The sequence below is a fragment of the Actinomyces sp. ICM39 genome, from assembly GCF_000282935.1.
Taxonomy (GTDB): Bacteria; Actinomycetota; Actinomycetes; order Actinomycetales; family Actinomycetaceae; genus Pauljensenia; species Pauljensenia odontolytica_B.
The window spans coordinates 13,337-33,636 of sequence record NZ_ALCB01000114.1; the positions used below are offsets into that span (position 1 = coordinate 13,337).

General features: G+C 66.4%; 16 protein-coding genes. 15 read left to right on the plus strand and 1 reads right to left on the minus strand.

Annotation, left to right across the window (positions count from 1 at the left end; all coding sequences use genetic code 11):
* Positions 1–67: 67 nt before the first annotated feature.
* The 3 genes from HMPREF1137_RS07555 (at position 68) to HMPREF1137_RS07565 (ending at position 5,793) form a co-directional block, all read left to right on the plus strand.
* The gene (locus HMPREF1137_RS07555) at positions 68–979 is read left to right on the plus strand and encodes a carbohydrate ABC transporter permease (protein ID WP_009053917.1); all 912 of its coding nucleotides are present in this window, start codon (positions 68–70) and stop codon (positions 977–979) included.
* Entirely contained in the window at positions 976–1,905 is a 930-nt protein-coding gene (locus HMPREF1137_RS07560; protein WP_009053898.1) for a carbohydrate ABC transporter permease, read from the plus strand. The genes HMPREF1137_RS07555 and HMPREF1137_RS07560 overlap by 4 nt, the downstream gene beginning before the upstream one ends.
* A 159-nt stretch (positions 1,906–2,064) precedes the next feature.
* On the plus strand, positions 2,065–5,793 hold the full coding sequence (locus HMPREF1137_RS07565) for a cadherin-like beta sandwich domain-containing protein (protein ID WP_009053866.1): 3,729 nt from the start codon (positions 2,065–2,067) through the stop codon (positions 5,791–5,793).
* Positions 5,794–5,864: 71 nt separating this feature from the next.
* Here the strand turns inward: HMPREF1137_RS07565 and coaA are convergent, their stop codons facing one another.
* Positions 5,865–6,905 carry a type I pantothenate kinase gene (coaA, locus tag HMPREF1137_RS07570; protein WP_034497351.1) on the minus strand — a complete coding sequence of 347 codons (1,041 nt, stop codon included), beginning with the start codon at positions 6,903–6,905 and terminating at the stop codon, positions 5,865–5,867.
* A gap of 88 nt (positions 6,906–6,993) precedes the next feature.
* Between coaA and glmS the strand changes: the two genes are divergently transcribed.
* The 12 genes from glmS to tsaD all read left to right on the plus strand — a co-directional run bounded on the left by glmS (position 6,994) and on the right by tsaD (position 20,298).
* Positions 6,994–8,907 carry a glutamine--fructose-6-phosphate transaminase (isomerizing) gene (gene glmS / locus HMPREF1137_RS07575; RefSeq protein ID WP_009053858.1) on the plus strand — a complete coding sequence of 638 codons (1,914 nt, stop codon included), beginning with the start codon at positions 6,994–6,996 and terminating at the stop codon, positions 8,905–8,907.
* A 317-nt stretch (positions 8,908–9,224) separates the two neighbouring features.
* Positions 9,225–10,124, plus strand: a complete 900-nt coding sequence (locus HMPREF1137_RS07580; protein WP_009053861.1) for a GRP family sugar transporter — start codon at positions 9,225–9,227, stop codon at positions 10,122–10,124.
* Positions 10,125–10,193: 69 nt separating this feature from the next.
* Positions 10,194–11,975, plus strand: coding sequence for a bifunctional ADP-dependent NAD(P)H-hydrate dehydratase/NAD(P)H-hydrate epimerase (locus HMPREF1137_RS07585; RefSeq protein WP_009053922.1), 1,782 nt, complete (start codon positions 10,194–10,196; stop codon positions 11,973–11,975).
* 67 nt (positions 11,976–12,042) lie between these two features.
* Positions 12,043–13,317, plus strand: coding sequence for an alanine racemase (gene alr, locus HMPREF1137_RS07590; protein WP_009053891.1), 1,275 nt, complete (start codon positions 12,043–12,045; stop codon positions 13,315–13,317).
* On the plus strand, positions 13,310–13,885 hold the full coding sequence (gene tsaE / locus HMPREF1137_RS07595) for a tRNA (adenosine(37)-N6)-threonylcarbamoyltransferase complex ATPase subunit type 1 TsaE (RefSeq protein WP_009053900.1): 576 nt from the start codon (positions 13,310–13,312) through the stop codon (positions 13,883–13,885). The genes alr and tsaE overlap by 8 nt, the downstream gene beginning before the upstream one ends.
* Before the next feature lie 9 nt (positions 13,886–13,894).
* The gene (gene tsaB, locus HMPREF1137_RS07600; RefSeq protein WP_009053895.1) at positions 13,895–14,590 is read left to right on the plus strand and encodes a tRNA (adenosine(37)-N6)-threonylcarbamoyltransferase complex dimerization subunit type 1 TsaB; all 696 of its coding nucleotides are present in this window, start codon (positions 13,895–13,897) and stop codon (positions 14,588–14,590) included.
* The gene (gene rimI, locus HMPREF1137_RS07605) at positions 14,587–15,036 is read left to right on the plus strand and encodes a ribosomal protein S18-alanine N-acetyltransferase (protein ID WP_009053893.1); all 450 of its coding nucleotides are present in this window, start codon (positions 14,587–14,589) and stop codon (positions 15,034–15,036) included. The genes tsaB and rimI overlap by 4 nt, the downstream gene beginning before the upstream one ends.
* A gap of 231 nt (positions 15,037–15,267) precedes the next feature.
* The gene (locus HMPREF1137_RS07610; protein WP_009053897.1) at positions 15,268–15,981 is read left to right on the plus strand and encodes a succinate dehydrogenase cytochrome b subunit; all 714 of its coding nucleotides are present in this window, start codon (positions 15,268–15,270) and stop codon (positions 15,979–15,981) included.
* A gap of 16 nt (positions 15,982–15,997) precedes the next feature.
* Complete coding sequence (locus tag HMPREF1137_RS07615) at positions 15,998–17,977, plus strand: fumarate reductase/succinate dehydrogenase flavoprotein subunit (RefSeq protein ID WP_009053913.1); 1,980 nt, start codon at positions 15,998–16,000, stop codon at positions 17,975–17,977.
* Complete coding sequence (locus HMPREF1137_RS07620; RefSeq protein WP_003790501.1) at positions 17,974–18,717, plus strand: succinate dehydrogenase/fumarate reductase iron-sulfur subunit; 744 nt, start codon at positions 17,974–17,976, stop codon at positions 18,715–18,717. The genes HMPREF1137_RS07615 and HMPREF1137_RS07620 overlap by 4 nt, the downstream gene beginning before the upstream one ends.
* Before the next feature lie 205 nt (positions 18,718–18,922).
* A complete protein-coding gene (locus HMPREF1137_RS07625) occupies positions 18,923–19,177 on the plus strand; it encodes a hypothetical protein (protein ID WP_009053903.1) in 255 nt (84 codons plus the stop codon).
* 65 nt (positions 19,178–19,242) lie between these two features.
* Positions 19,243–20,298, plus strand: coding sequence for a tRNA (adenosine(37)-N6)-threonylcarbamoyltransferase complex transferase subunit TsaD (tsaD, locus tag HMPREF1137_RS07630; RefSeq protein WP_009053924.1), 1,056 nt, complete (start codon positions 19,243–19,245; stop codon positions 20,296–20,298).
* Positions 20,299–20,300 lie beyond the last annotated feature (2 nt).

Below are 20,300 nucleotides of genomic sequence, written 5' to 3' on the forward strand. Positions count from 1 at the left end.
CGCATTCCTCGCCCAGCGTCGGGCCGCCGGCTCACGACCCCGCGCACCCCTGAAAAAGGACTTTGGTATGCCGATACGTAAGAGCGCACAGGCGCGCTCCCTCAATGGCGCCGCCCGATTCCGCCCGGGCTGGGTTCCCTGGCTGTGGGTGACCCTCCCGGTCCTCGCGGTCATCTCCTTCTACATCTACCCCTTCATCACGACCGTCTACGTGTCGTTCACGAAGACCAAGCCGATGGGGCGCATCGGTCGCTTCGTTGGCATCGACAACTACACCGCGGTGCTGTCGGATCCCGAGTTCTGGCAGTCGCTGACGAACTCCCTCATCTACGCGGTCTGCGTCGTCCCGCTCATGGTGCTCCTGCCGCTGCTGTTGGCTCTCCTCGTCAAGTCGCACGTGCCAGGCATCGGCTTCTTCCGCGCCCTCTACTACCTGCCGGCCATCTCCTCGTTGGTCGTCATCTCCCTGGCCTGGCGCTACCTCCTGGACCAGCGCGGCCCCATCAACAACATGCTGGCATCGTGGGGCCTCGACCCGATTCCATTCCTGTCGAATCAGTGGCTAATCCTCTTCTGCGCCATGATCATCACCCTGTGGCAGGGCCTGCCCTACTACATGATCCTGTACTTGTCGGCCCTCGCGAACGTCGACAAGTCGCTGTACGAGGCCGCCGAGCTTGACGGAGCCGGCCCGATCCGGCGCTTCCTGACCGTCACCGTTCCGGGCGTCAAGGTCATGATGTTCCTCGTCGCCACCCTGACGACGATTGGCTGCCTCAAGATCTTCACCGAGGTCTACCTGCTGGGTGGATCCGCCTCGCCCACGAAGACACTCACGATGTACATCCGAGACCGAATCGTCGACCCGACCTTCGGATCGCTGGGACAGGGCGATGCCGCCTCGGTGTGCCTGTTCCTCATCACGTTCGGCTTCATCATCGCTTCGCAGAGCCTGCAGAGGAAGGCTGAAGACTCATGAGCACCGCAACTTCGAGCACCGCGACCTTCGGTGAGCGCTTCGCCGAGTGGCGCAAGGAACGCCGACTCGAGCGCCAGGGGCGCAACGTTGCCTCGCGTCAGATGCGCGGTGGCGCCCTCGTCGCCCGCTACGCCCTCCTCGTCGTCGTCGCCCTCATCCTGGTCGGCCCCCTCGTGCTGCCCCTTATGGCGGCCTTCAAGGCACCCGGCGAATCCGTCTTCGGTCAGGGCGCGACCATGCTGCCGCAGCAGTGGTCGCTCGACTCCTTCTACGTCCTCTTCGAGCGGACCAACATCCTGCTATCCATCAAGAACTCCGCGATTCTTGCGGCCCTGACTGTCTCCTCGAACGTCATCCTGTCGTGCATTGGTGGCTACATGCTGTCGAGGCGCGGGTGGACCGGCCGCAACATCATGTACTTCGTGGTCCTGTCCGCCATGATCTTCCCCTTCGAGTCGATCATGCTCTCGCTGTTTAAGATGATGGTGCAGCTGGACCTGTACAACACGCTCCCCGGCGTGTGGATGGTCGCCATGATCGGCCCGTTCCAGATCCTCATGATGCGTGCCGCGTTCATGGGCATCCCCGACGAGATCGAGGACGCGGCCCTCATTGACGGCGCGGGCGAGCTGCGCCGCTTCTGGTCGATCTTCCTGCCCCAGGTGCGCGGCACGCTGACCGTCGTCGGCCTGACGTCCTTCATTGGCGCCTGGTCTGACTTCATCTTCCCGCTGCTCATGCTGCCCGACCCGAACAAGCAGACGCTGATGCTGACGCTGACGGCCATCCAGAACTCGCCTCAGGGTGTGACCTACCAGCTCGTGCTGGCGGGCGCCGTCGTGGCGATGATCCCCGTTGTCCTGGTCTTTGCCTTCAGTCAGAAGTTCTTCTTCCGTGGCATCGAAGATGGCGGCCTGAAGTTCTGATCCTTCTCCCCGCGGGTGCTTCTCGCACCCGCGGGGATCTCTTCTACCTGCAAGGAGGTCCCTTCTCAAAAAACTAACACGTGTTAGGTATTGTGGATTTTCGGTCGTCTAACGGCCGATCCCAGTCACCACCCCCATACTGACGAAGGAGTTAAACTCATGGGGACTAGACCCATCATCGGTGCACTCGGAGCCCCGATTCTTGCGGCCACCATGCTTGGCCTCGCACCAGCCGCGGCCGTCGCCGCCACCGAAACCCCGTATCACCCGACCGTCCTGTGGGCGACCTCCGAAGAAAAGGTCGGTGAAAGCGCACCCAACGGCACGATCGCAGCCCTCGTCGACGACGACACGACCCGTACCGACGCGACCAAGACGTTCTGGACCACCAAGTGGAAGGGCGGCCTCGATGAATACCCGCACGCCCTCGCCGTCCAGAACCCCACCCCCGGTACCCAGGTGTGCGGACTCGGCCTGACCCCGCGCCCCACCTACGATTCGACCCTGGGCAACGACCAGTTCCCCGGCGAATACCGCGTCTTTGCCTTCGATGAGGATCCCGGCAACCCGGCCGCAGAAGCCTCCTTCGCCGACTGGAAGACAAACGTCGCAGCGGGGAAGTGGGAAGGTGGCACCGAGGTCAAGCACGGAAGCGACCTCCAGTTCGGAAACAAGGAACAGTACGTCACCTTCCCGGCGACCACGAAGCGAGTCTTCGCTCTGACCGGCCTGCGCTCCCTCGCCCCCGGCAAGAAGGACATGGCGCTGTCCGACATCAAGCTCCTGCCCTGCGACGCCGACGGTAACGCCATCACCTCCTACGGCAACGAGGACACCGGCGGTAACCACGAAGCAGTGCGCCCCGTCGTTCCGCACCCCGACGCCCCCGAGCAGGGATCGGGTGCCTCCGACCTCGTCGTTGACTTCGTCATCGACCAGCTGCCCTACGGCGAGCCCGGCAAGCCCGTTGACTTCGCCCCCGGCACGCACACCTACAAGGCCACCGGTTACTACCACGCTAAGACCGTCTCGGCCCGCATTCGCGCGGTCGAAGGCGCCACCGTCACCATCAATGGTGCGACCCCGGATGCCGACGGACGCGTGTCTAACCTCGACCTCACCACCGGCCTGAACGTCATCACGGCCACGGTGAGCAAGGACGGCAAGGAAGCCACCTACGTCGTCAACATCACCAAGGTGGACACCGACTTCCGCGGCAACGTCATGGTCCCCGTGACGGCCACCGCCAACGGCGGCACCGAGGCCGACAACGCGGCCCTGACCGACCTCGATCCCACGACGACGTGGACCTCCGATCCGCTCGTTCGCGCGAACGAGTGGTCGAGCAGTGTCACCGGCATCGAGCTGCACCTGGGCGAGGCCCGCTACGTGCACCGCGTCAACGGATGGGGCACCCCGACACTGCCCGCCGGCGTGCAGGGATGGCACGGCGGTAACTCCGTGGCCATCGCGGTCCAGGAAGCCGACGGCGGCGAATGGAAGACCATCGTCACCCACGGCTCGCTCACGCGCGACGCGCGCGGCCTGTGGTACTGGGACTTCAACAGCTACCACCTCGCCAAGAACATCCGTATCTGGATGAACGACGAGACCGAGCCCCAGACCCCGCAGAACATCGCCACCGCCGTGACCTTCAACGACGTCGAGGTGTGGGGCCTGCCCGCCGGCGAGACCCCCGTGGCTCCTGCTGTCGACAACTCCATGTACGAGCGCTACTCCGGCTTCAACCCCGGAGACGGCAAGTGGGGTGTCAACCGCGCCCAGGCCCTCGCGCTGCAGTACGGCGTCATGATGCCCGCGTGGGTTCCCTCCGAGGGCTACGGCCGCGGCGGCTTCGACGCCAACGAGCGCGACCTCACGGGCGGCGCGTTCCCCATGTTCTACGACCTGCCCATGTTCAACACCCCCATGATGGAGTCCCTGGGCAAGGGAGCGCCGTGGGCCCTCGCCAAGGCCCCCACCGGCAAGAACAGCATGTGCAACGCGGGCGAACCTCGCGACTTCATGAACGATTACATGAAGCCCTACGCGTCCACGCTGGTCGACATTCAGTACGGCGATGAGGGCGGATTCAACCGCGTCGAGTCGGAGTGCTTCAAGAACTGGTTCTCCTGGTCCAAGCAGAACATCCCCGGCGCCGTCGTCCACGCCAACTCCTGGGACGACCCCTCCTGGTACCGCGACGCGAACCTGAGCTACTACGTCGAGAACGCCAAGCCCGACCTGCTCAGCTGGGACAAGTACTACTGGGGCGCCAACGGCGGCCCGGCTCCGAGCAGGGTCGTCATGGACCTGCTGAACACCAACACCTGGAAGAAGCAGCGCGAATACGGCCTTAAGGGCCTCACCGGTGACGGCTCCAGTCCGATCCTGTACGGCCAGTACCTGGACTACAACTGGGACGCCAACGTGTCCGCCTCCGAGAAGTCGATCGTTCCCTCCCTGGGCCTGGCGACCGGCCAGAAGTGGTTCGGCCTGTTCCGCATGGAGTACAACGGCTACGACCGCTCCTCGATCATCGACCACGATGGCGCGCCGACGCGTTCGTTCTACGAGTTCTCCAACATCTTCGGCAACGTCACCTACATCGGTAACTACACGAAGGCCATGAACTCCACGTTTGTCGCCTACAAGCCCGGCCAGTACGCGGCTCGCGGCACTGCCCCCTCGCTGAGCGGCTACAAGTACGGTGACTTCGCCTCCGGCGACGAGGCCAAGGCCGCCAACGAGGCCGTCGGCCTGGTTGACATGTCGGTGACCAACGTCGGCTCTGTCAATGACGGAATGCCCGGCGACGTCGTCGTCGGCTACTTCGAGCAGCTGGGCGGCCTGGAGACCGCCAAGTCCGCCGAAATCTTCGGTGACTCCACGACGGCCCCCAAGGGCTTCATGGTTGTCAACGCCCTGACCGGCCAGACCCGCTACCCGTCCTACCTCCTCGACCCGCGCACCGACAACGGCTCGCTGGCTGAGACCGCGCAGGACATCACCCTGACCGTCAAGAAGCCGGCTGCGAATGCGCACCTGATGCTCGTCAACCCGGCCGACAAGACGACGCAGGAAGTCGAGCTGGGTGAGGGCGAGACCTCGCAGGTCGTGCTCCACGCTGTTGGTGGCGGCGACTCGCGCTTCCTGTACTGGGTGACGATCGAGAACCCCACCCCCACGCCGGACCCGCAGCCGACGCCCGATCCGCAGCCCACTCCGGACCCGACCCCGGCTCCCGAGCCGACCGTCGATCCCACCCCGGCGCCACAGCCCACCGTGGACCCGACCCCGGCTCCGACCCCGGATCCCGCGCCCCAGCCTCGTACCGGCCAGTGGAAGTCCGGCTACTTCGGCTGGTGGTACAGCTACTCTGACGGCACCTACGCGGCCAACGAGACCCTCGTCATCGACGGGCAGACCTACCGCTTCGACGCGAGCGGCTACCTGAAGATGGGCTGGGTCTACGACGGTGGACACTGGTACTACCACGGCTCCAGCGGCGCCCAGCAGTACGGCTGGATCATGGACCGCGGCTCCTGGTACTACCTCGCACCCGCGACCGGCCAGATGGCGACCGGCTGGACCCAGATCGACGGGACCTGGTTCTACCTGTCCTCCTCCGGCGTCATGCGCACCGGTTGGGTCAAGGACGGCGGCGCCTGGTACTACCTGTCGCCCTCCGGTTCCATGGTCACCGGCTGGCAGCTCCTCGGTGGCACTTGGTACCACCTGGGTGCCAATGGCGCGATGACCACCGGCTGGTACCAGGAAGGACCCGTCTGGTTCTACCTGCGCTCGAACGGCTCCATGGCCACCGGTTGGGAACTCATCGGTTGGTCGTGGTATCACTTCACGCCCTCGGGCGCGTGGATCGGCTAACCGTTAGCTCCACATGAGACGAGGCCGTGGCCGGGTTTTCCGGCTGCGGCCTCGTTTGTGTGTGGATGGGATCAGTCCTTGCGGATCGACAGCGATTCGACGCGGTGGTCGGGGCCCTTCGTGAAGATGAGGGTCGCGCGCTCGCGGGTGGGGCGGATGTTCTCGCGCAGGTTCGGCAGGTTGATCGCGTTCCAGACGACGTGGGCGGTCGAGGCGGCCTCGTCGTCGGTGAGGGATGCGTAGGTCTTGAAGTAGGAGTCTTCGCGGGAGAATGCGGTCGCGCGCAGCTTGAGGAAACGATCGACGTACCACTGCTCGATGAGCTTCTCGTCGGCGTCGACGTAGATAGAAAAATCGAAGTAGTCCGAGACGGCCACCGAGATGGATCCGGGCGCCGAGCGGGGAGGCTGGAGCACGTTGAGGCCCTCGACGATGAGGATGTCGGGGCGATCCACGTCGATGTAGGTGTCGGGCACGATGTCGTACGTGACGTGCGAATACACGGGGGCCTTCGCGTGCGGGTTGCCGGCCTTCACCGAGGCGAGGAACGAGATGAGGGCCGAGCGGTCGTAGGACTCCGGGAATCCCTTGCGGGCGATGAGGGAGCGTTCCTGCAGGATCCGGTTCGGGTAGAGGAAGCCGTCGGTGGTTACCAGGTCCACGCGCGGGGTGGAGTCCCAGCGGGAGAGCAGCAGCTGGAGGAGGCGCGCGACCGTCGACTTGCCGACGGCGACCGAGCCGGCGATGCCGATCACGAAGGGGGTTGAGTGGCCTTCGGGCTCTCCGAGGAAGGCATGGCGCTCGGCGGCGGTGCGGCGGCGCCCGTCGATGTAGAGCTGCAGCAGTGCGCTCAGGGGCCGGTAGATCGTGTCGACCTCGGTCATGTCGATGGGGTCGCCGAGTGAGGCGATGCGGTCGATGTCCTCCTGAGTGAGCGGCAGGGGAGTGCGATCGGCGAGGCGGTCCCACTCGGAGCGATCGAAGCGCGCGTAGGGATTGGGGGCGTTGCGCGCGGCGGCCGGGTTTTGCTCGTCAGGCGAGACGGTCGGCGAGGCCGGGGATGGGATGGGCGAGGGGCTCTCGGTGATGCTCACGCTCCCATTGTGCCCCACTTGTTTGTGGTCGTGCGCACTTAGATCACCACGTGAAGCGACACACGTTACTGACTAGCAGGGGGGTCGGTGTGTTGCAATGGGTGCTATGTGCGGAATTGTTGGACATATTGCATGCAAGGCGTCCCAGCGTAGTCGCGAGGTTGTCCTCGGCGGCCTGGCGCGCCTCGAATATCGCGGCTACGACTCGGCGGGTATCGCCCTGGCGTCCCCGGATCACCTGGACGTGCGCCGCGCGCTCGGTAAGCTCGTCAACCTCTCCGAAGAGCTCGACGCGCAGCCCCCGGCCGATGCCTTTGCGGGCATCGGACACACCCGCTGGGCGACCCACGGCCGTCCCACGGTCGCGAACGCTCACCCTCATTCCAGTCCGGATGGGCGTTTCTCCCTCGTCCATAACGGCATCATCGAAAACGCGGATGCCCTGCGCGCCGCCCTCATCGCCGACGGCGATACCTTCGCCTCCGAGACCGATACCGAGGTGGTCGTCCACCTGCTGGCCCGCGCTTACGACCAGGCGGAGGCGGCCTCGTACCAGGGAGCGGTCGCCGGACTGACCGGAGCAGACGAGGAGGTGGCGCGCCGACTGGTCGTCGCCATGCGCGCCGTCACCGCCCAGCTCCACGGCACCTTCACCCTGCTGGTGCTGAGCACCGAGTCTCCGAACGTCATCGTCGCGGCCCGACGCTCCTCCCCGCTGGTCATCGGCCTGGGGGACGGGGAAAACTTCCTGGGCTCCGACGTCCTGGCCTTCGTCGAGCACACGAACCGCGCCGTTGAGGTCGACCAGGACGAGGTCGTGGTCGTCTCCGCGACCGGCGTGACCGTCATCGACCCCGCGGGTAACCCCGTCGAGCGCGAGGCGTACGAGGTCGACTTCTCCTCCGACCGCGCCACCAAGAACGGCTGGCCGACCTTCATGGAGAAGGAGATCCACGAGCAGCCCGACGCCGTGGGTGCCACGCTGGCGGACCGCATCGACTCCCACGGCCACCTGGCCCTGGACGAGGTACGCATCCCCGAACACGTCCTGCGCTCCGTCGACAAGGTCATCATGATCGGCTGCGGCACCGCGTCCTACGCCGGACAGGTCGCCCGCTACGCGATCGAGCACTGGTGCCGCATCCCTGTCGAGGTCGAGCTCTCCAGCGAGTTCCGCTACCGCGACCCGGTCGTCGGCGAGAAGACCCTGGTCGTCGCCATCTCCCAGAGCGGCGAGACCATGGATACGATCCAGGCGATCCGTCACGCCCGCGAGCAGGGCGCGAAGGTCGTCGCCATCGTCAACACGCCCGGTTCGACGATCTCGCGCGAGTCCGACGCCGTGATCCTCACGCACGCGGGCCCCGAGATCGCGGTCGCCTCCACCAAGGCGTTCACCGCGCAGGTCACCGCCTGCTACATCCTGGGCCTGTACCTGGCGCAGGTGCGCGGCAACAAGTACGCCGACGAGATCGCCGACTACATGGACAAGCTCGCGGCCATCCCCGCCGCGATCTCCCGCGTCCTCGACAATGGTGAGAGCGTGCGTCAGTTCGCCCGCACGATGCAGGATGCGACCTCGGTGATCTACTTGGGCCGCCACGTCGGCTTCCCCGTCGCCCTCGAAGGCGCGCTCAAGCTCAAGGAAATCTGCTACATCCACGCCGAGGGCTTCGCCGCCGGCGAGCTTAAGCACGGCCCGATCGCGCTCGTGGACGAGGGTCAGCCGGTCATCGTCATCGTGCCCACCCCGCGCCGCCCCGAGCTGCACGGCAAGGTCCTGGCCAACATCGCCGAGGTCCGCGCCCGCGGCGCCCGCACGATCATCATCGCGGAGGAGGGGGACTCCTCGGTCGACGAGTTCGCCGAGGTCGTCTTCCGCGTGCCCGCCGTGCCGACCCTGTACGCGCCGCTCCTGACCGTCGTGCCGCTGCAGATTTTCGCCTGCGAGCTCGCCGCCGTGAAGGGCCTCGACGTCGACCAGCCTCGCAACCTCGCCAAGTCCGTGACGGTGGAGTGATCCACCCGCGCGGGGCTGGTACCCCGTGAACGCTCACGGGCCTCGTTCCTCATCCGGGACGAGGCCCGTGCTGTGTTTATGACGCCCCGTCAGATAGAAAAGCGCCCAGGTGTGCTGCGTCATCGAATGGTCCGTCAAGCGTGAATGCGTTCACGAAAACGCTGTGAAACACTAGCCAAAACGGCGATCGGGCGCGCGAGGGTGGGGGAGGGGGTGACTAGCGTGGAAAGGGTGGCGCCGCGCGCGCCGCGCCCAACAATGCAAGTCAGCCCCGGCCTCGTGAAACGACGGCCGCGACCACCCCAGGAGGTGCGCACATGACCCTGTCCATGATCCTTATCGGAATCCTGCCCTCTGTCTTCTTCGGCGTCGCCACGACGCTGATGGGAAAGACCGGCGGATCAGACCGCCAGCGAGTCATGGGCGCCGTCCTCGGCGGCCTGCTCATGGCCGCCGTCGCCACCCCCTTCCTGCACCCCGCGTGGACGCCGCTGAACCTGGGTGTGTCTTTCCTGACCGGCCTGCTCCTGGGTGTCGGCGTGTGCGATCAGCTGCGTTCTTACTCCGTCCTGGGCATGAGCCGCACGATGCCCCTGTCCACCGGCGGCCAGCTGGTCCTCATGTCCCTGGCGGGCATCGCGATCTTCGGTGAGTGGCTCCACGGCGGCGCGCTGCCCTACGGCCTCGCCGCCATCGCCGTCCTCATTGTCGGCATCTGGTTCCTGTCGCGCTCCGAGTCCGGCTCCGACGCTGCTTCCCTCGACTGGAAGCGCGGCGCCGTCCTGCTGACCACCTCCACGCTGGGCCTCGTCGCCTTCCCGCTCATCATCAAGTTCTTTGAGATTCAGCCCGCCGAGTTCCTCCTGCCCCAGGCGGTTGGCTACACCGTCTACTGCGCGATCTTCTTCGCGATCCAGGGTCGCGGAGGCGTCGACCCCGAGGACTCGCTGCGCCACCGCCGCATGATCCCCTCGATCTTCAACGGCGTCCTGTGGGGCACCGCCATCCTGCTGCTCCAGCTCAACTCCAACAAGCTGGGCGCGGGCACCGGCTTCACCCTCTCGCAGCTGGGAATCCTGATTTCCACGCCGCTGGGCATTCTGTGGCTTCATGAGACGCGCTCGCGCAAGGAACTGCGCTGGACCATCATCGGCGTCGCCCTCGTTATCGTGGGCGCGGTCCTGGCGGGAGTCGCCAAGACACTCGACGTCGCCTGACCAGCGCGACGGCGCCGTCGTCGCGCAAGTGCCCGCCCGGGGAGTGCGCGCTGTGACACAATATGGCCCATGTTCACGATTGATGGAGCTGCCCTGTCCTTCGCCGACGCGCGGGAACTGGAGAAAAAGTGCGTTGACCAGGCGGTGTCCGAGGGCGATCCGGACCGCTACATGCTCGATGTCGCGGGCGAGGTCGCGGCCGCGGTCGTGCGCTACGCAGACCTGCCCGTGAGCTGGAACGGCGAGGACACCGATCCCAACGCGGATGCTGAGGAAAGCGGCGACGATGACGGGGTCGACTGGATCGCTAGCCGAGTCACCGCCTTCGTTGGAGGCGGAGACAACGGCGGGGACGCCCTCTACGCCTGCGCGATCCTCGCGCGCGGAGGAATCGGGGCGACCGCCTACCTCCTGAAGAAGCGCTGCCATCGCCGCGCCCTCGCCGCCGCCCAGGAAGCGGGCGTGCGCATCGTCGACCTGGACGGCCAGTCGTTGCGCTCCATTGAGAACACGCCCGCGTGGTCCGAAGTGTTCCTCGCGCACGCCTGGATCGACGGCATCGTGGGCACCGGCGCCCATGGCCCGCTCACGGGTGTGCTCGCGGAATCCGTGGAGGTCCTCAACAGGCTCTCCGCCATCAAACCGCGCCCCGTCATCGCGATCGACGTCCCCTCGGGCCTGACCGACGACGACGGCGCGATCACGGGTCCGATCCTGCGCGCCACCCACACGCTTGCCGTCGGCACCTACAAGCGTGCGCAGGTCCTGCCCCCCGCCGTTGAGTTCACCGGGGACATCAGCCTCGTGACGATGGACTGGGATAGCAACGGGATGGGCCGCACCCAGGGCGATGACGGGGTGATCGGCGCGGACGACCTCTACGTCGTCGACGAGGCCTTCTCCGCCCACGAAGTCGTCCCCGTCCCCGCTTTCTCCGACGACAAGTACGCCCGCGGTGTCGTCGGGCTCGTCGCCGGATCCGACACCTACCCGGGCGCGGGCCTCCTCGCGACGCGCGGCGCACTGGCCGCGGGCGTGGGCATGGTGCGCCTGAACTCCACGAGGCGCGTCCAGGACCTCGTGCTCGCCGACCAACCCGGCGTCGTCACCGTCGGCGGGCGCATCCAGTCCGCCCTCATCGGCCCCGGCCTCGACGAGGAGCGCCGCGAGGACGCGCTCGAGCTCGCGCAATTCTGTGGGCAATCGGGCATGCCCCTCGTCATCGACGCGTGGGCACTCGACCTCGTCCCCGAGCTGGCGAGTTCCATCAAGCCCGACGCCACCGTCCTTACCCCTCACTACGGCGAGGCCGCGCGACTCCTGGGACGCCTCGGCACTCCGGTGACGCGGACCGAGGTTGCTGCTTCTCCTCTGCGCTACGCCCGCGCGCTCCACGAGGCGACCGGCTGTCACGTGATTCTCAAAGGGCCCGTCACGATCGTGTACTCCTTCGAATACGTGGACACGGAGGTGCAGGAGGCCTTCCAACGTGCGCTCAACGCCGCGGAGGCGTGGCCCGACGTAGACACGCTGCCGCAGGGTCGTCTCGTGCGCTCTTACATGCCGACTGTGGGCCAGGTGACGACCTCCTGGGCGGGCGTCGCGGGAAACGGGGACGTGCTCGCGGGATTCCTCGCCGGCATCCTCGCGCGACCGCTTGCGGACGCGGAGACAGTGCCCGGTCCGGACGGCAAAGCGCAGGCCGTTACCCCCGCGCGCCTGTCCGCTGCCGTCGCCCTCCATGGGCGCGCTGCTCAGGTCGCCGCCGAGGCTGCCGGTGGATTCGCGCCCATCCAGGCCGCGGACATCGCAGAGGCGATTCCTCTCGCACTCGCAGACTCCGCCCGCTGACTGCGCGGGGGAGGCCCTGTGACGCCGCAGGCCCGGCGTGGACCCGCGACCGTGAGATACTAGGGGAGTGACTGTCACAGACATTCAAAGCGAGGGACGGGGATACCCGTCGTGCGCGGCCGTCGACCTGGCCGCCATCACGCACAACCTCAGCGTCCTGCGGGCCGCTGCCCCGGGAGCGCTCCAGCTCGCCACCGTCAAGGCGAACGCCTACGGGCACGGGCTCGTTCCCGTCGCGCTCGCGGCCCTCGACGGTGGTGCCGACTGGCTGGGTGTCGCCCAGCTGGCCGAGGCCTTCACGCTGCGCCGAGGCCTCGACGAGGCCGGGGTGCCCCGAGCCGACGCGCCTCTCCTCGCGTGGATTTCCACCTCTTCCTCAGACTTCGCGGCCGCCATCGAGGCCGATATCGACGTGTCTGTGTCGTGGACCTGGGTTCTCGCGGATATCTGTGCCGCCGCCCGAGAGGTTGGCCGCCCCGCGCGTGTCCACGTCAAAATCGACACCGGTATGTCCCGCGCGGGTTCCACCCTTGCCGACCTGCCGGCCCTGGCCTCGGCCCTGCGGATGGCCACCGATGACGGCCTCGTCGATGTCGTGGGTGCGTGGAGTCACATGTCCCGCGCGGACGACCCCAGCGAGGCGGGCAATGCCTCGACCGCCAGCCACGTGCGCATCTTCGAGGAGGGCCTAGCGATCCTCGCCGATGCCGGCATCACGCCGCGCATCCGGCACCTGGCCGCAACCTCGGGCATCCTGTGGCACCCTGAGGCCCACTACGACATGGTCCGCGCCGGCATCGGCCTGTACGGGCTGAGTCCCGACCCCGCGGTGGCCACGTCTGAGCAGCTCGGCCTCATCCCCGCCCTCGAGCTGTGCGCGCCCCTCACCTCCGTCAAGGTCATCGAAGAGGGGACCCCCGTCTCGTACGGCGGAACCTGGGTCGCGCCCACGCGCCGATGGATCGGCCTCGTTCCCCTCGGCTACGGCGACGGTATCTTGCGCGCTGCCTCCAACAAGGCGCGCGTCGTCGTCCACACCGCCTCCGGCCCCCTCAACGCGCCCCTCATCGGACGCGTGTGCATGGACCAGTTCGTGGTTGACTTGGGCCCTGCACAGGCAAGCCCCGGAACGCCGACCGCACGCAGTGGGGATGCCCCTGCTGCCCCCGGCGACATCGCCATCCTGTTCGGCTCGGGTGCAGGCGGTGAGGCCCTGGCCGACGACTGGGCCGAAGCCGCGTCTACGATCAACTACGAAATCGTCACCCACCTGGGTACCCACATCCCCCGCACCTACCGGGGGCACGCAGCGCTCGCGCAGGAGAGGAACACGCATGAGTGAGACCATCACCGCCACGTTCGAGGTAGCAACCCGTGACGCAGACCAGACGCGGGCGCTCGGCGAAGATCTCGGTCGCATCCTGGCGGCCGGTGACCTCCTCATGCTCTCGGGCGGCCTCGGAGCGGGCAAGACCACCCTCACCCAGGGAATCGGCGTCGGCATGGGCGTGCGCGGACGCGTCGCCTCCCCGACCTTCATCGTCGCCCGCGTGCACCCCTCGCTCCACAGCGGCCCGGACCTTATCCACGCAGACGCCTACCGCATCACGGACCTCAGTGACCTGGAGACCCTCGACCTCGATTCCTCCCTTGACGAGGCCGTCACCGTCGTCGAGTGGGGCGAAGGCAAGACCGAGGCCATGAGCGCTGAGCGCCTCTCCATCGAGGTGCGCCGCGCGTCGGGTGGCGAGGCCGACCACGATGGCGATGTCATCGACCTGGAGCACATGGATGACGGTCGTAGGCGCATCATCCTGCGCGCCTACGGTCACCGATGGGACGGTCTGCTCGACGGCGTCGTCGCTGCCCACGGCGGCACACGCATCGACGAGGCCGACGCCGACGAGTAGGATCACACCGTGCGAGAGATAGCCCTGGACACCCAAGCAGCCACCACCGTCGCCATCGTCGATGACGGCCGCGTCATTGCCCGCGCCCACAACGATTCCGGGCGCCACCACGCCGAATCGATCACCCCGCTCGTGCGTGAGGCCCTCGAGGCCGCCGGCCTGCCCGCGCAGCTCGCGGATGCTGGCATTGACCGAGTCCTCGTGGGTACCGGCCCTGCACCCTTCACCGGACTGCGCGCCGGCCTCGTCTCAGCCCGTGTCCTTGCCGCCGTCGCGGGCGTGCCCGCCTACGGTGTGTCCGCGCTCGACGTCATCGCCCGCCAGGGCCTCGATCTCCTGGCTCCCGACGCTCGCGTCTACGCGATTGCCGACGCGCGCCGCCGCGAACTCTACTGGGGTTCCTACCTGGCCGCCGGTCCCGACGATGTGACTCTCGAAGGGCGTCTCGAGGTGGGGGACGTGTCTACACTGCTGGGCGCTATGCGCGCCGCCCCCGGCCTCGTCGTCGCTGGAGCCCCGATTCCCGCGCACAGTGCCGACGCGCTCGCGCACGCGGACATCGGCCCCCAGGTGAGCCTCGATCCCGCCGTTATGAGCCGTATCGTCGCCACGCGCCTATCGCGCGGCGAGGAGGACCGCCTGCACACCGATCCCCTCTACCTGCGTCGCCCCGACATTCAGGGTCAGCCCACCGCGCGCCTGTGAATGCTACGCTGCGCGCCGCAGGGCCGGGCGACCTCGAACTCTTCGCCGCCCTCGAGGCCGAGGTGTTCTCCGAGGACCCCTGGACCCCCTACATGATCGCCGAGGAGCTCTCTTCCCCGGCCTCGCGGTACTGGATCGCCACGGATGACTCCGGAGACGTCGTCGGATACGGCGGCGCCAAGGTAGGTGGAGATCAGGCCGACGTCATGACGATCGGCGTGCGCGCCCACGCCCGCGGACGAGGCATCGGAGCGACGATTCTCGACGCCCTCCTGGCATGGTCCCGCGAGGCCGGAGCACGCGAGATCTTCCTCGATGTGCGACCCTCGAACGAGAGTGCCATCCACCTGTACGAGACACGGGGATTCGTCGAAATTGGCCGCCGACCGCGCTACTTTCGCAACCCCGTCGAAGAGGCCGTCGAGATGAGGGCTTCCCTCATCTGAGGCAGTGCGACGACCGCCACCAAATAGGTATGGTCGGTGTATCAAAAATCGTGTCATTCGAGCCCCGTTGACGGGACCATTGGTCCCACATGTTTCCCTTGCGGCTGCGGGCATGAGAGGTCTCAATAGCCGCGGAAAATAGCGGAAAATGACAGCATGTCGCCACGCGGCGCGCGGGGCGTCGTGCCATGGTCCTACGAAGCGGACGAAAAGCGTCGATATGCTCATGCCATGGCCACTCAAAATGTCGCAACGAAGAAGCGCCGCGCGTGGACCACCAGCGTCTTTATTAAGCAGCTGATGGCCGTCTCGGGCTTCGTTTTCGTTTTCTTCTTGCTGTTCCACTCCTACGGCAACCTCAAGATGTTCCTGGGCGCGGAGGTCTACAACGACTACGCGCACTGGCTGCATGAAGAGGCTTTCGTGCCGATCTTCCCGCACGGCGGATTCATCTGGGTCTTCCGCGCCGCCATGGCGCTGATGCTCATCATCCACCTGTGGGCCGCCGCCTACACGTGGAAGCGTTCGCGTCGCGCTCGCTCCACGCGCTACGTCGTGAAGAAGTCCGCTTCGGCCTCCTACGCGGCTCGCACCATGCGTATGAGCGGTGTCCTCATCCTGCTGATCCTGATCTTCCACATCGCTCACTTCACCACCGTGAGCCTGCCCGCGAAGCTCGCGAACTTCGGCGCTGACGTCACCACGCCCTACGCCCGCATGGTCGCCTCTTTCCAGTCGCCGGTCCTCGTGATCCTGTACGCCGTGTTCGTCGGCTGCGCCTGCATCCACGTCTCCCACGGCTTCTGGTCCATGTTCCAGTCGCTCGGTTGGGTGCGTAACGCGACCCGCAAGCCCCTGGTTCTCCTCTCGGGCGTGGTCGGTCTGATCATCTTCGTGATGTTCATGGCCCCGCCCGTCGCCATCGTCACCGGCTTGATCCACTGAGGAAGGGCACGCAATCATGACCGATACACTCATCCACGGCCTCTACCGTGAAGGCGAGAAGATCGCCGACACGAAGGCGCCCCACGACGTCCCGATCGCTCAGCGCTGGGAACAGCGTAAGTTCAGCGCCGCGCTCGTCAACCCCGCCAACCGCCGCAAGCTGCGCGTCATCATCGTCGGCTCCGGCCTCGCGGGCGGCGCTGCCGCCGCCTCGCTCGGCGAAATGGGCTACAACGTCGACTGCTTCTTCTACCAGGACTCCGCCCGCCGCGCGCACTCCATCGCCGCGCAGGGTGGTATCAACGCCGCGAAGAACTACCGCAACGACAACGACTCCGTCTACCGTCTCTTCTACGACACGGTCAAGGGCGGCGACTACCGCGCCCGCGAGGACAACGTCTACCGCCTCGCCGAGGTCAGCGCCAACATCATCGACCAGTGCGTCGCGCAGGGTGTCCCCTTCGCCCGCGAGTACGGCGGCCTCCTCGACAACCGCTCCTTCGGTGGCGTGCAGGTGTCCCGTACGTTCTACGCGCGTGGCCAGACGGGTCAGCAGCTGCTGATCGGCGCCTACCAGGCGCTCGAGCGTCAGGTCGCAGCGGGTACCGTCACCGAGCACTCACGTCACGAGATGGTCGAGCTCATCGTCGACGAGGGCAAGGCCCGCGGCATCGTCGCCCGCGACATGTCCACCGGCAAGCTCGAGACCTTTATCGCCGACGCGGTCGTCCTCGCCACCGGCGGCTACGGCAACGTGTTCTTCCTGTCCACCAACGCGATGGGCTGCAACGCGACCGCCATCTGGCGTGCGTACCGCAAGGGCGCCTACTTCGGCAACCCCTGCTTCACGCAGATCCACCCCACGTGCATCCCCCAGCACGGCGACCAGCAGTCGAAGCTGACCCTCATGTCGGAGTCGCTGCGTAACGACGGCCGCATCTGGGTTCCCAAGCGCGCTGAGGACTGTGAGAAGGACCCGCGTCAGATCCCCGAAGAGGATCGCGACTACTACCTGGAGCGCATCTACCCCTCCTTCGGTAACCTCGTGCCCCGCGACATCGCGTCGCGTCAGGCCAAGAACATGTGTGACGAGGGCCGCGGCGTCGGCCCGAAGATCGACGGTGTCGCCCGCGGCGTCTACCTCGACTTCTCCGACGCGATCAACCGTATGGGTCTGGCCGCCGTGTCCGCCAAGTACGGCAACCTCTTCGACATGTACGAGCGCATCACGGGCGACAACCCCTACGAGGTGCCGATGCGCATCTACCCGGCCGTCCACTACACCATGGGTGGCCTGTGGGTTGACTACGACCTCGAGTCGAACCTGCCCGGTCTGTACGTGGCCGGCGAGGCGAACTTCTCCGACCACGGCGCGAACCGCCTGGGTGCCTCGGCGCTCATGCAGGGCCTGTCGGACGGCTACTTCGTCCTGCCCAACACGATCAACGACTACCTGGCGCACTGCTTCCACCTGCCCAAGCTGGACGAGAACTCGCCCTCGGTGAAGGAAGCTCTCGAGTCGGCTCAGGGCCGTATCGACACCCTCATGTCGATCAACGGCACCCGCTCCGTGGACTCGTTCCACAAGGAACTGGGCAAGATCATGTGGGAATACTGCGGCATGGAGCGCACCGAGGAAGGCCTCAAGAAGGCCATCGGTTTGATCCGCGAGCTGCGCGCCGACTACTGGAAGAACGTTCGCGTTCCCGGCAAGTCGATCGGTGAACTCAACCAGTCCCTCGAGAAGGCCGGCCGCGTCGCCGACTTCATGGAGCTGGGCGAGCTCATGTGCATCGACGCGCTGCACCGCGAAGAGTCGTGTGGCGGCCACTTCCGCGCGGAGTCCCAGACTCCCGAGGGTGAGGCCCTGCGTCACGACGACAAGTTCCTGTACGTGGCGGCTTGGGAATACGCTGGCGAAGGCGAGCCCCCGATCCTCCACAAGGAAGACCTGATTTACAACGACATCGAGCTGAAGCAGCGGAGCTACAAGTGAACCTGACACTGAGGATCTGGCGCCAAAACGGTCCCGAAGACAAGGGCGCAATTCATGAATACCAGGTGAAGGGAATCTCGGAAGAGTCCTCGTTCCTGGAGATGCTCGACGTCCTGAACGAAGAGCTCTTCGCACGCGGCGAGGAACCCATCGCCTTCGACTCCGACTGCCGCGAGGGCATCTGCGGTCAGTGTGGCATCGTCATCAACGGTATCGCTCACGGCCCGGAGGTCACCACGACCTGCCAGCTGCACATGCGTTCCTTCAACGATGGTGACGTCATCACGATCGAGCCGTGGCGCGCATCGGGCTTCCCGATCATCAAGGACCTCGTGGTCAACCGCAGCGCCCTGGATCGCATCATCCAGGCCGGCGGCTACATTTCCGTGAACACGGGTGCAGCCCCCGACGCGCACGCGACCCCGGTCCCGAAGCAGGACGCGGATCGTGCGTTCGAGGCCGCCGCTTGCATCGGCTGTGGTGCGTGCGTGGCTGCCTGCCCGAACGCCTCCGCGATGCTCTTCACCTCGGCGAAGGTCACGCACCTCGGCCTGCTCCCGCAGGGCAAGCCCGAGAACTACAAGCGTGTCGTCAACATGCTCAACCAGATGGACGAGGAGGGCTTCGGCTCTTGCTCGAACATCGGCGAGTGTGCTGAGGTCTGCCCCAAGCAGATCCCGCTCGACGTGATCGCAAACCTCAACCGCCAGCTCGGCAAGGCCGCCTTCAAGGGCGTCTGATTCGACTGGAGTGGCCTGTTGGGAGGGCCCGGCGCGAAAGCGTCGGGCCCTCCCGCATGTTCGATGCACAAGCGCGTTGGCTCGGCGGCGAGACACGGTGCGTCGACACGGCGAGGCAGCTGCGGTGGAGGGCGTCAAATAGCCCATCGCGGTGGCATGTGCGGCGTATCATGAAAGCATCATCGGCTCAGAGAGGAGTTCTGCCATGCAATTCGATGAGAGCGGCCCGAACACGCACACGCGACGCTACTGGGTCAGCGCGACGATTGGAATCGGCGCGATGCTTGTCTTTGCGATCCTGTCGGTCATTCTGCTCCTGGGAGTCCTCTTCGGATCGCCGTCTATCAAGCCTATTGCCGACTCGCTCTTCCCGTGGTCGCTGCTGGTGCTGGTGGTAGCCGGAGCCGCGATGTTCGTTGCAAACTTGCGCCCCCGCACGCAGGTAGACGCCGACTCCTGAGGATTCGCGCTCCAATCCGCCTGCGCACGCGGCGGCAGAGTTGAGCGCGGCTTAAACTAGGGGACGTGAGTGAACCCCTGGTCCTTGGTATTGAGTCAACCTGCGACGAGACCGGCGTTGGCCTCGTGCGCGGAACGCAGCTGCTGGTCGACCGCACGGCCACGTCGATGGATGAGTATGCCCGCTATGGTGGCATCATCCCTGAGATTGCGTCGCGCGCCCACCTGGAGTCTTTCCTGCCGACGCTCAATGCGGCGCTGGACGAGGCGGGCGTGACCCTCGCCGACGTGGACGCGATTGCGGTCGCGGCTGGACCCGGCCTCGTCGGATCGCTGACCGTCGGTATCTGTGCGGCGAAGGCCCTGGCCTCGTCCCTGGGCAAGCCCCTGTATGGCGTCAACCACGTGATCGGGCACCTGGCCGTCGATAAGCTCGCTGACGGGCCGCTTCCGGAGCACTTCATCGGCCTGGTCGTCTCCGGCGGCCACTCCAACATCCTCGAAATCCGCAACATCGCGACCGACGTCGTCGAGCTGGGTGGAACCCTGGACGACGCCGCTGGCGAGGCCTTCGACAAGGTTGGACGCCTCCTCGACCTGCCCTACCCGGGCGGCCCACACGTCGATCGGCTGTCCCAGCAGGGGGATCGTGAGGCGATCCGTTTCCCGCGTGGCCTGGCTGCTGGCAAGGACAAGGAACGCCACAAGTACGACTTCTCGTTCTCGGGCCTCAAGACCGCCGTTGCCCGCTATATCGAGGGCGCTACTGCCCGAGGTGAGGTCGTCAGCAAGGAGAACGTCTGCGCGGCGTTCTCCGAGGCCGTGAACGACTCTCTGACGGCTAAGGCCGTCCGTGCGGCACTGGACACCGGATGCGACACGATCGTCGTCGGCGGCGGTTTTTCCGCGAACTCGCGGCTGCGCACCCTGCTCGCGCAGCGCGCCGAGGCCGCGGGTGTCACGGTACGCATGCCCCCTCTGCGCTTCTGCACGGACAACGGTGCGCAGATCGCGGCGATCGGCTCCGAGCTGGTCGCGGCAGGACTGCCGCCGTCGGATTGGGACTTCTCTCCGGACTCCGGCATGGAGCTGACGACGACCTACATGCCGCCGCGCGCCTGAGA

What these genes read in the sequence shown, in the direction of transcription:
- HMPREF1137_RS07555 (WP_009053917.1), top strand. Translation starts at nt 68, where the DNA reads ATGCCGATACGTAAGAGCGCACAGGCGCGCTCCCTCAATGGCGCCGCC.
- HMPREF1137_RS07560 (WP_009053898.1), top strand. Translation starts at nt 976, where the DNA reads ATGAGCACCGCAACTTCGAGCACCGCGACCTTCGGTGAGCGCTTCGCC.
- HMPREF1137_RS07565 (WP_009053866.1), top strand. Translation starts at nt 2,065, where the DNA reads ATGGGGACTAGACCCATCATCGGTGCACTCGGAGCCCCGATTCTTGCG.
- glmS (WP_009053858.1), top strand. Translation starts at nt 6,994, where the DNA reads ATGTGCGGAATTGTTGGACATATTGCATGCAAGGCGTCCCAGCGTAGT.
- HMPREF1137_RS07580 (WP_009053861.1), top strand. Translation starts at nt 9,225, where the DNA reads ATGACCCTGTCCATGATCCTTATCGGAATCCTGCCCTCTGTCTTCTTC.
- HMPREF1137_RS07585 (WP_009053922.1), top strand. Translation starts at nt 10,194, where the DNA reads ATGTTCACGATTGATGGAGCTGCCCTGTCCTTCGCCGACGCGCGGGAA.
- tsaE (WP_009053900.1), top strand. Translation starts at nt 13,310, where the DNA reads ATGAGTGAGACCATCACCGCCACGTTCGAGGTAGCAACCCGTGACGCA.
- HMPREF1137_RS07610 (WP_009053897.1), top strand. Translation starts at nt 15,268, where the DNA reads ATGGCCACTCAAAATGTCGCAACGAAGAAGCGCCGCGCGTGGACCACC.
- HMPREF1137_RS07615 (WP_009053913.1), top strand. Translation starts at nt 15,998, where the DNA reads ATGACCGATACACTCATCCACGGCCTCTACCGTGAAGGCGAGAAGATC.
- HMPREF1137_RS07625 (WP_009053903.1), top strand. Translation starts at nt 18,923, where the DNA reads ATGCAATTCGATGAGAGCGGCCCGAACACGCACACGCGACGCTACTGG.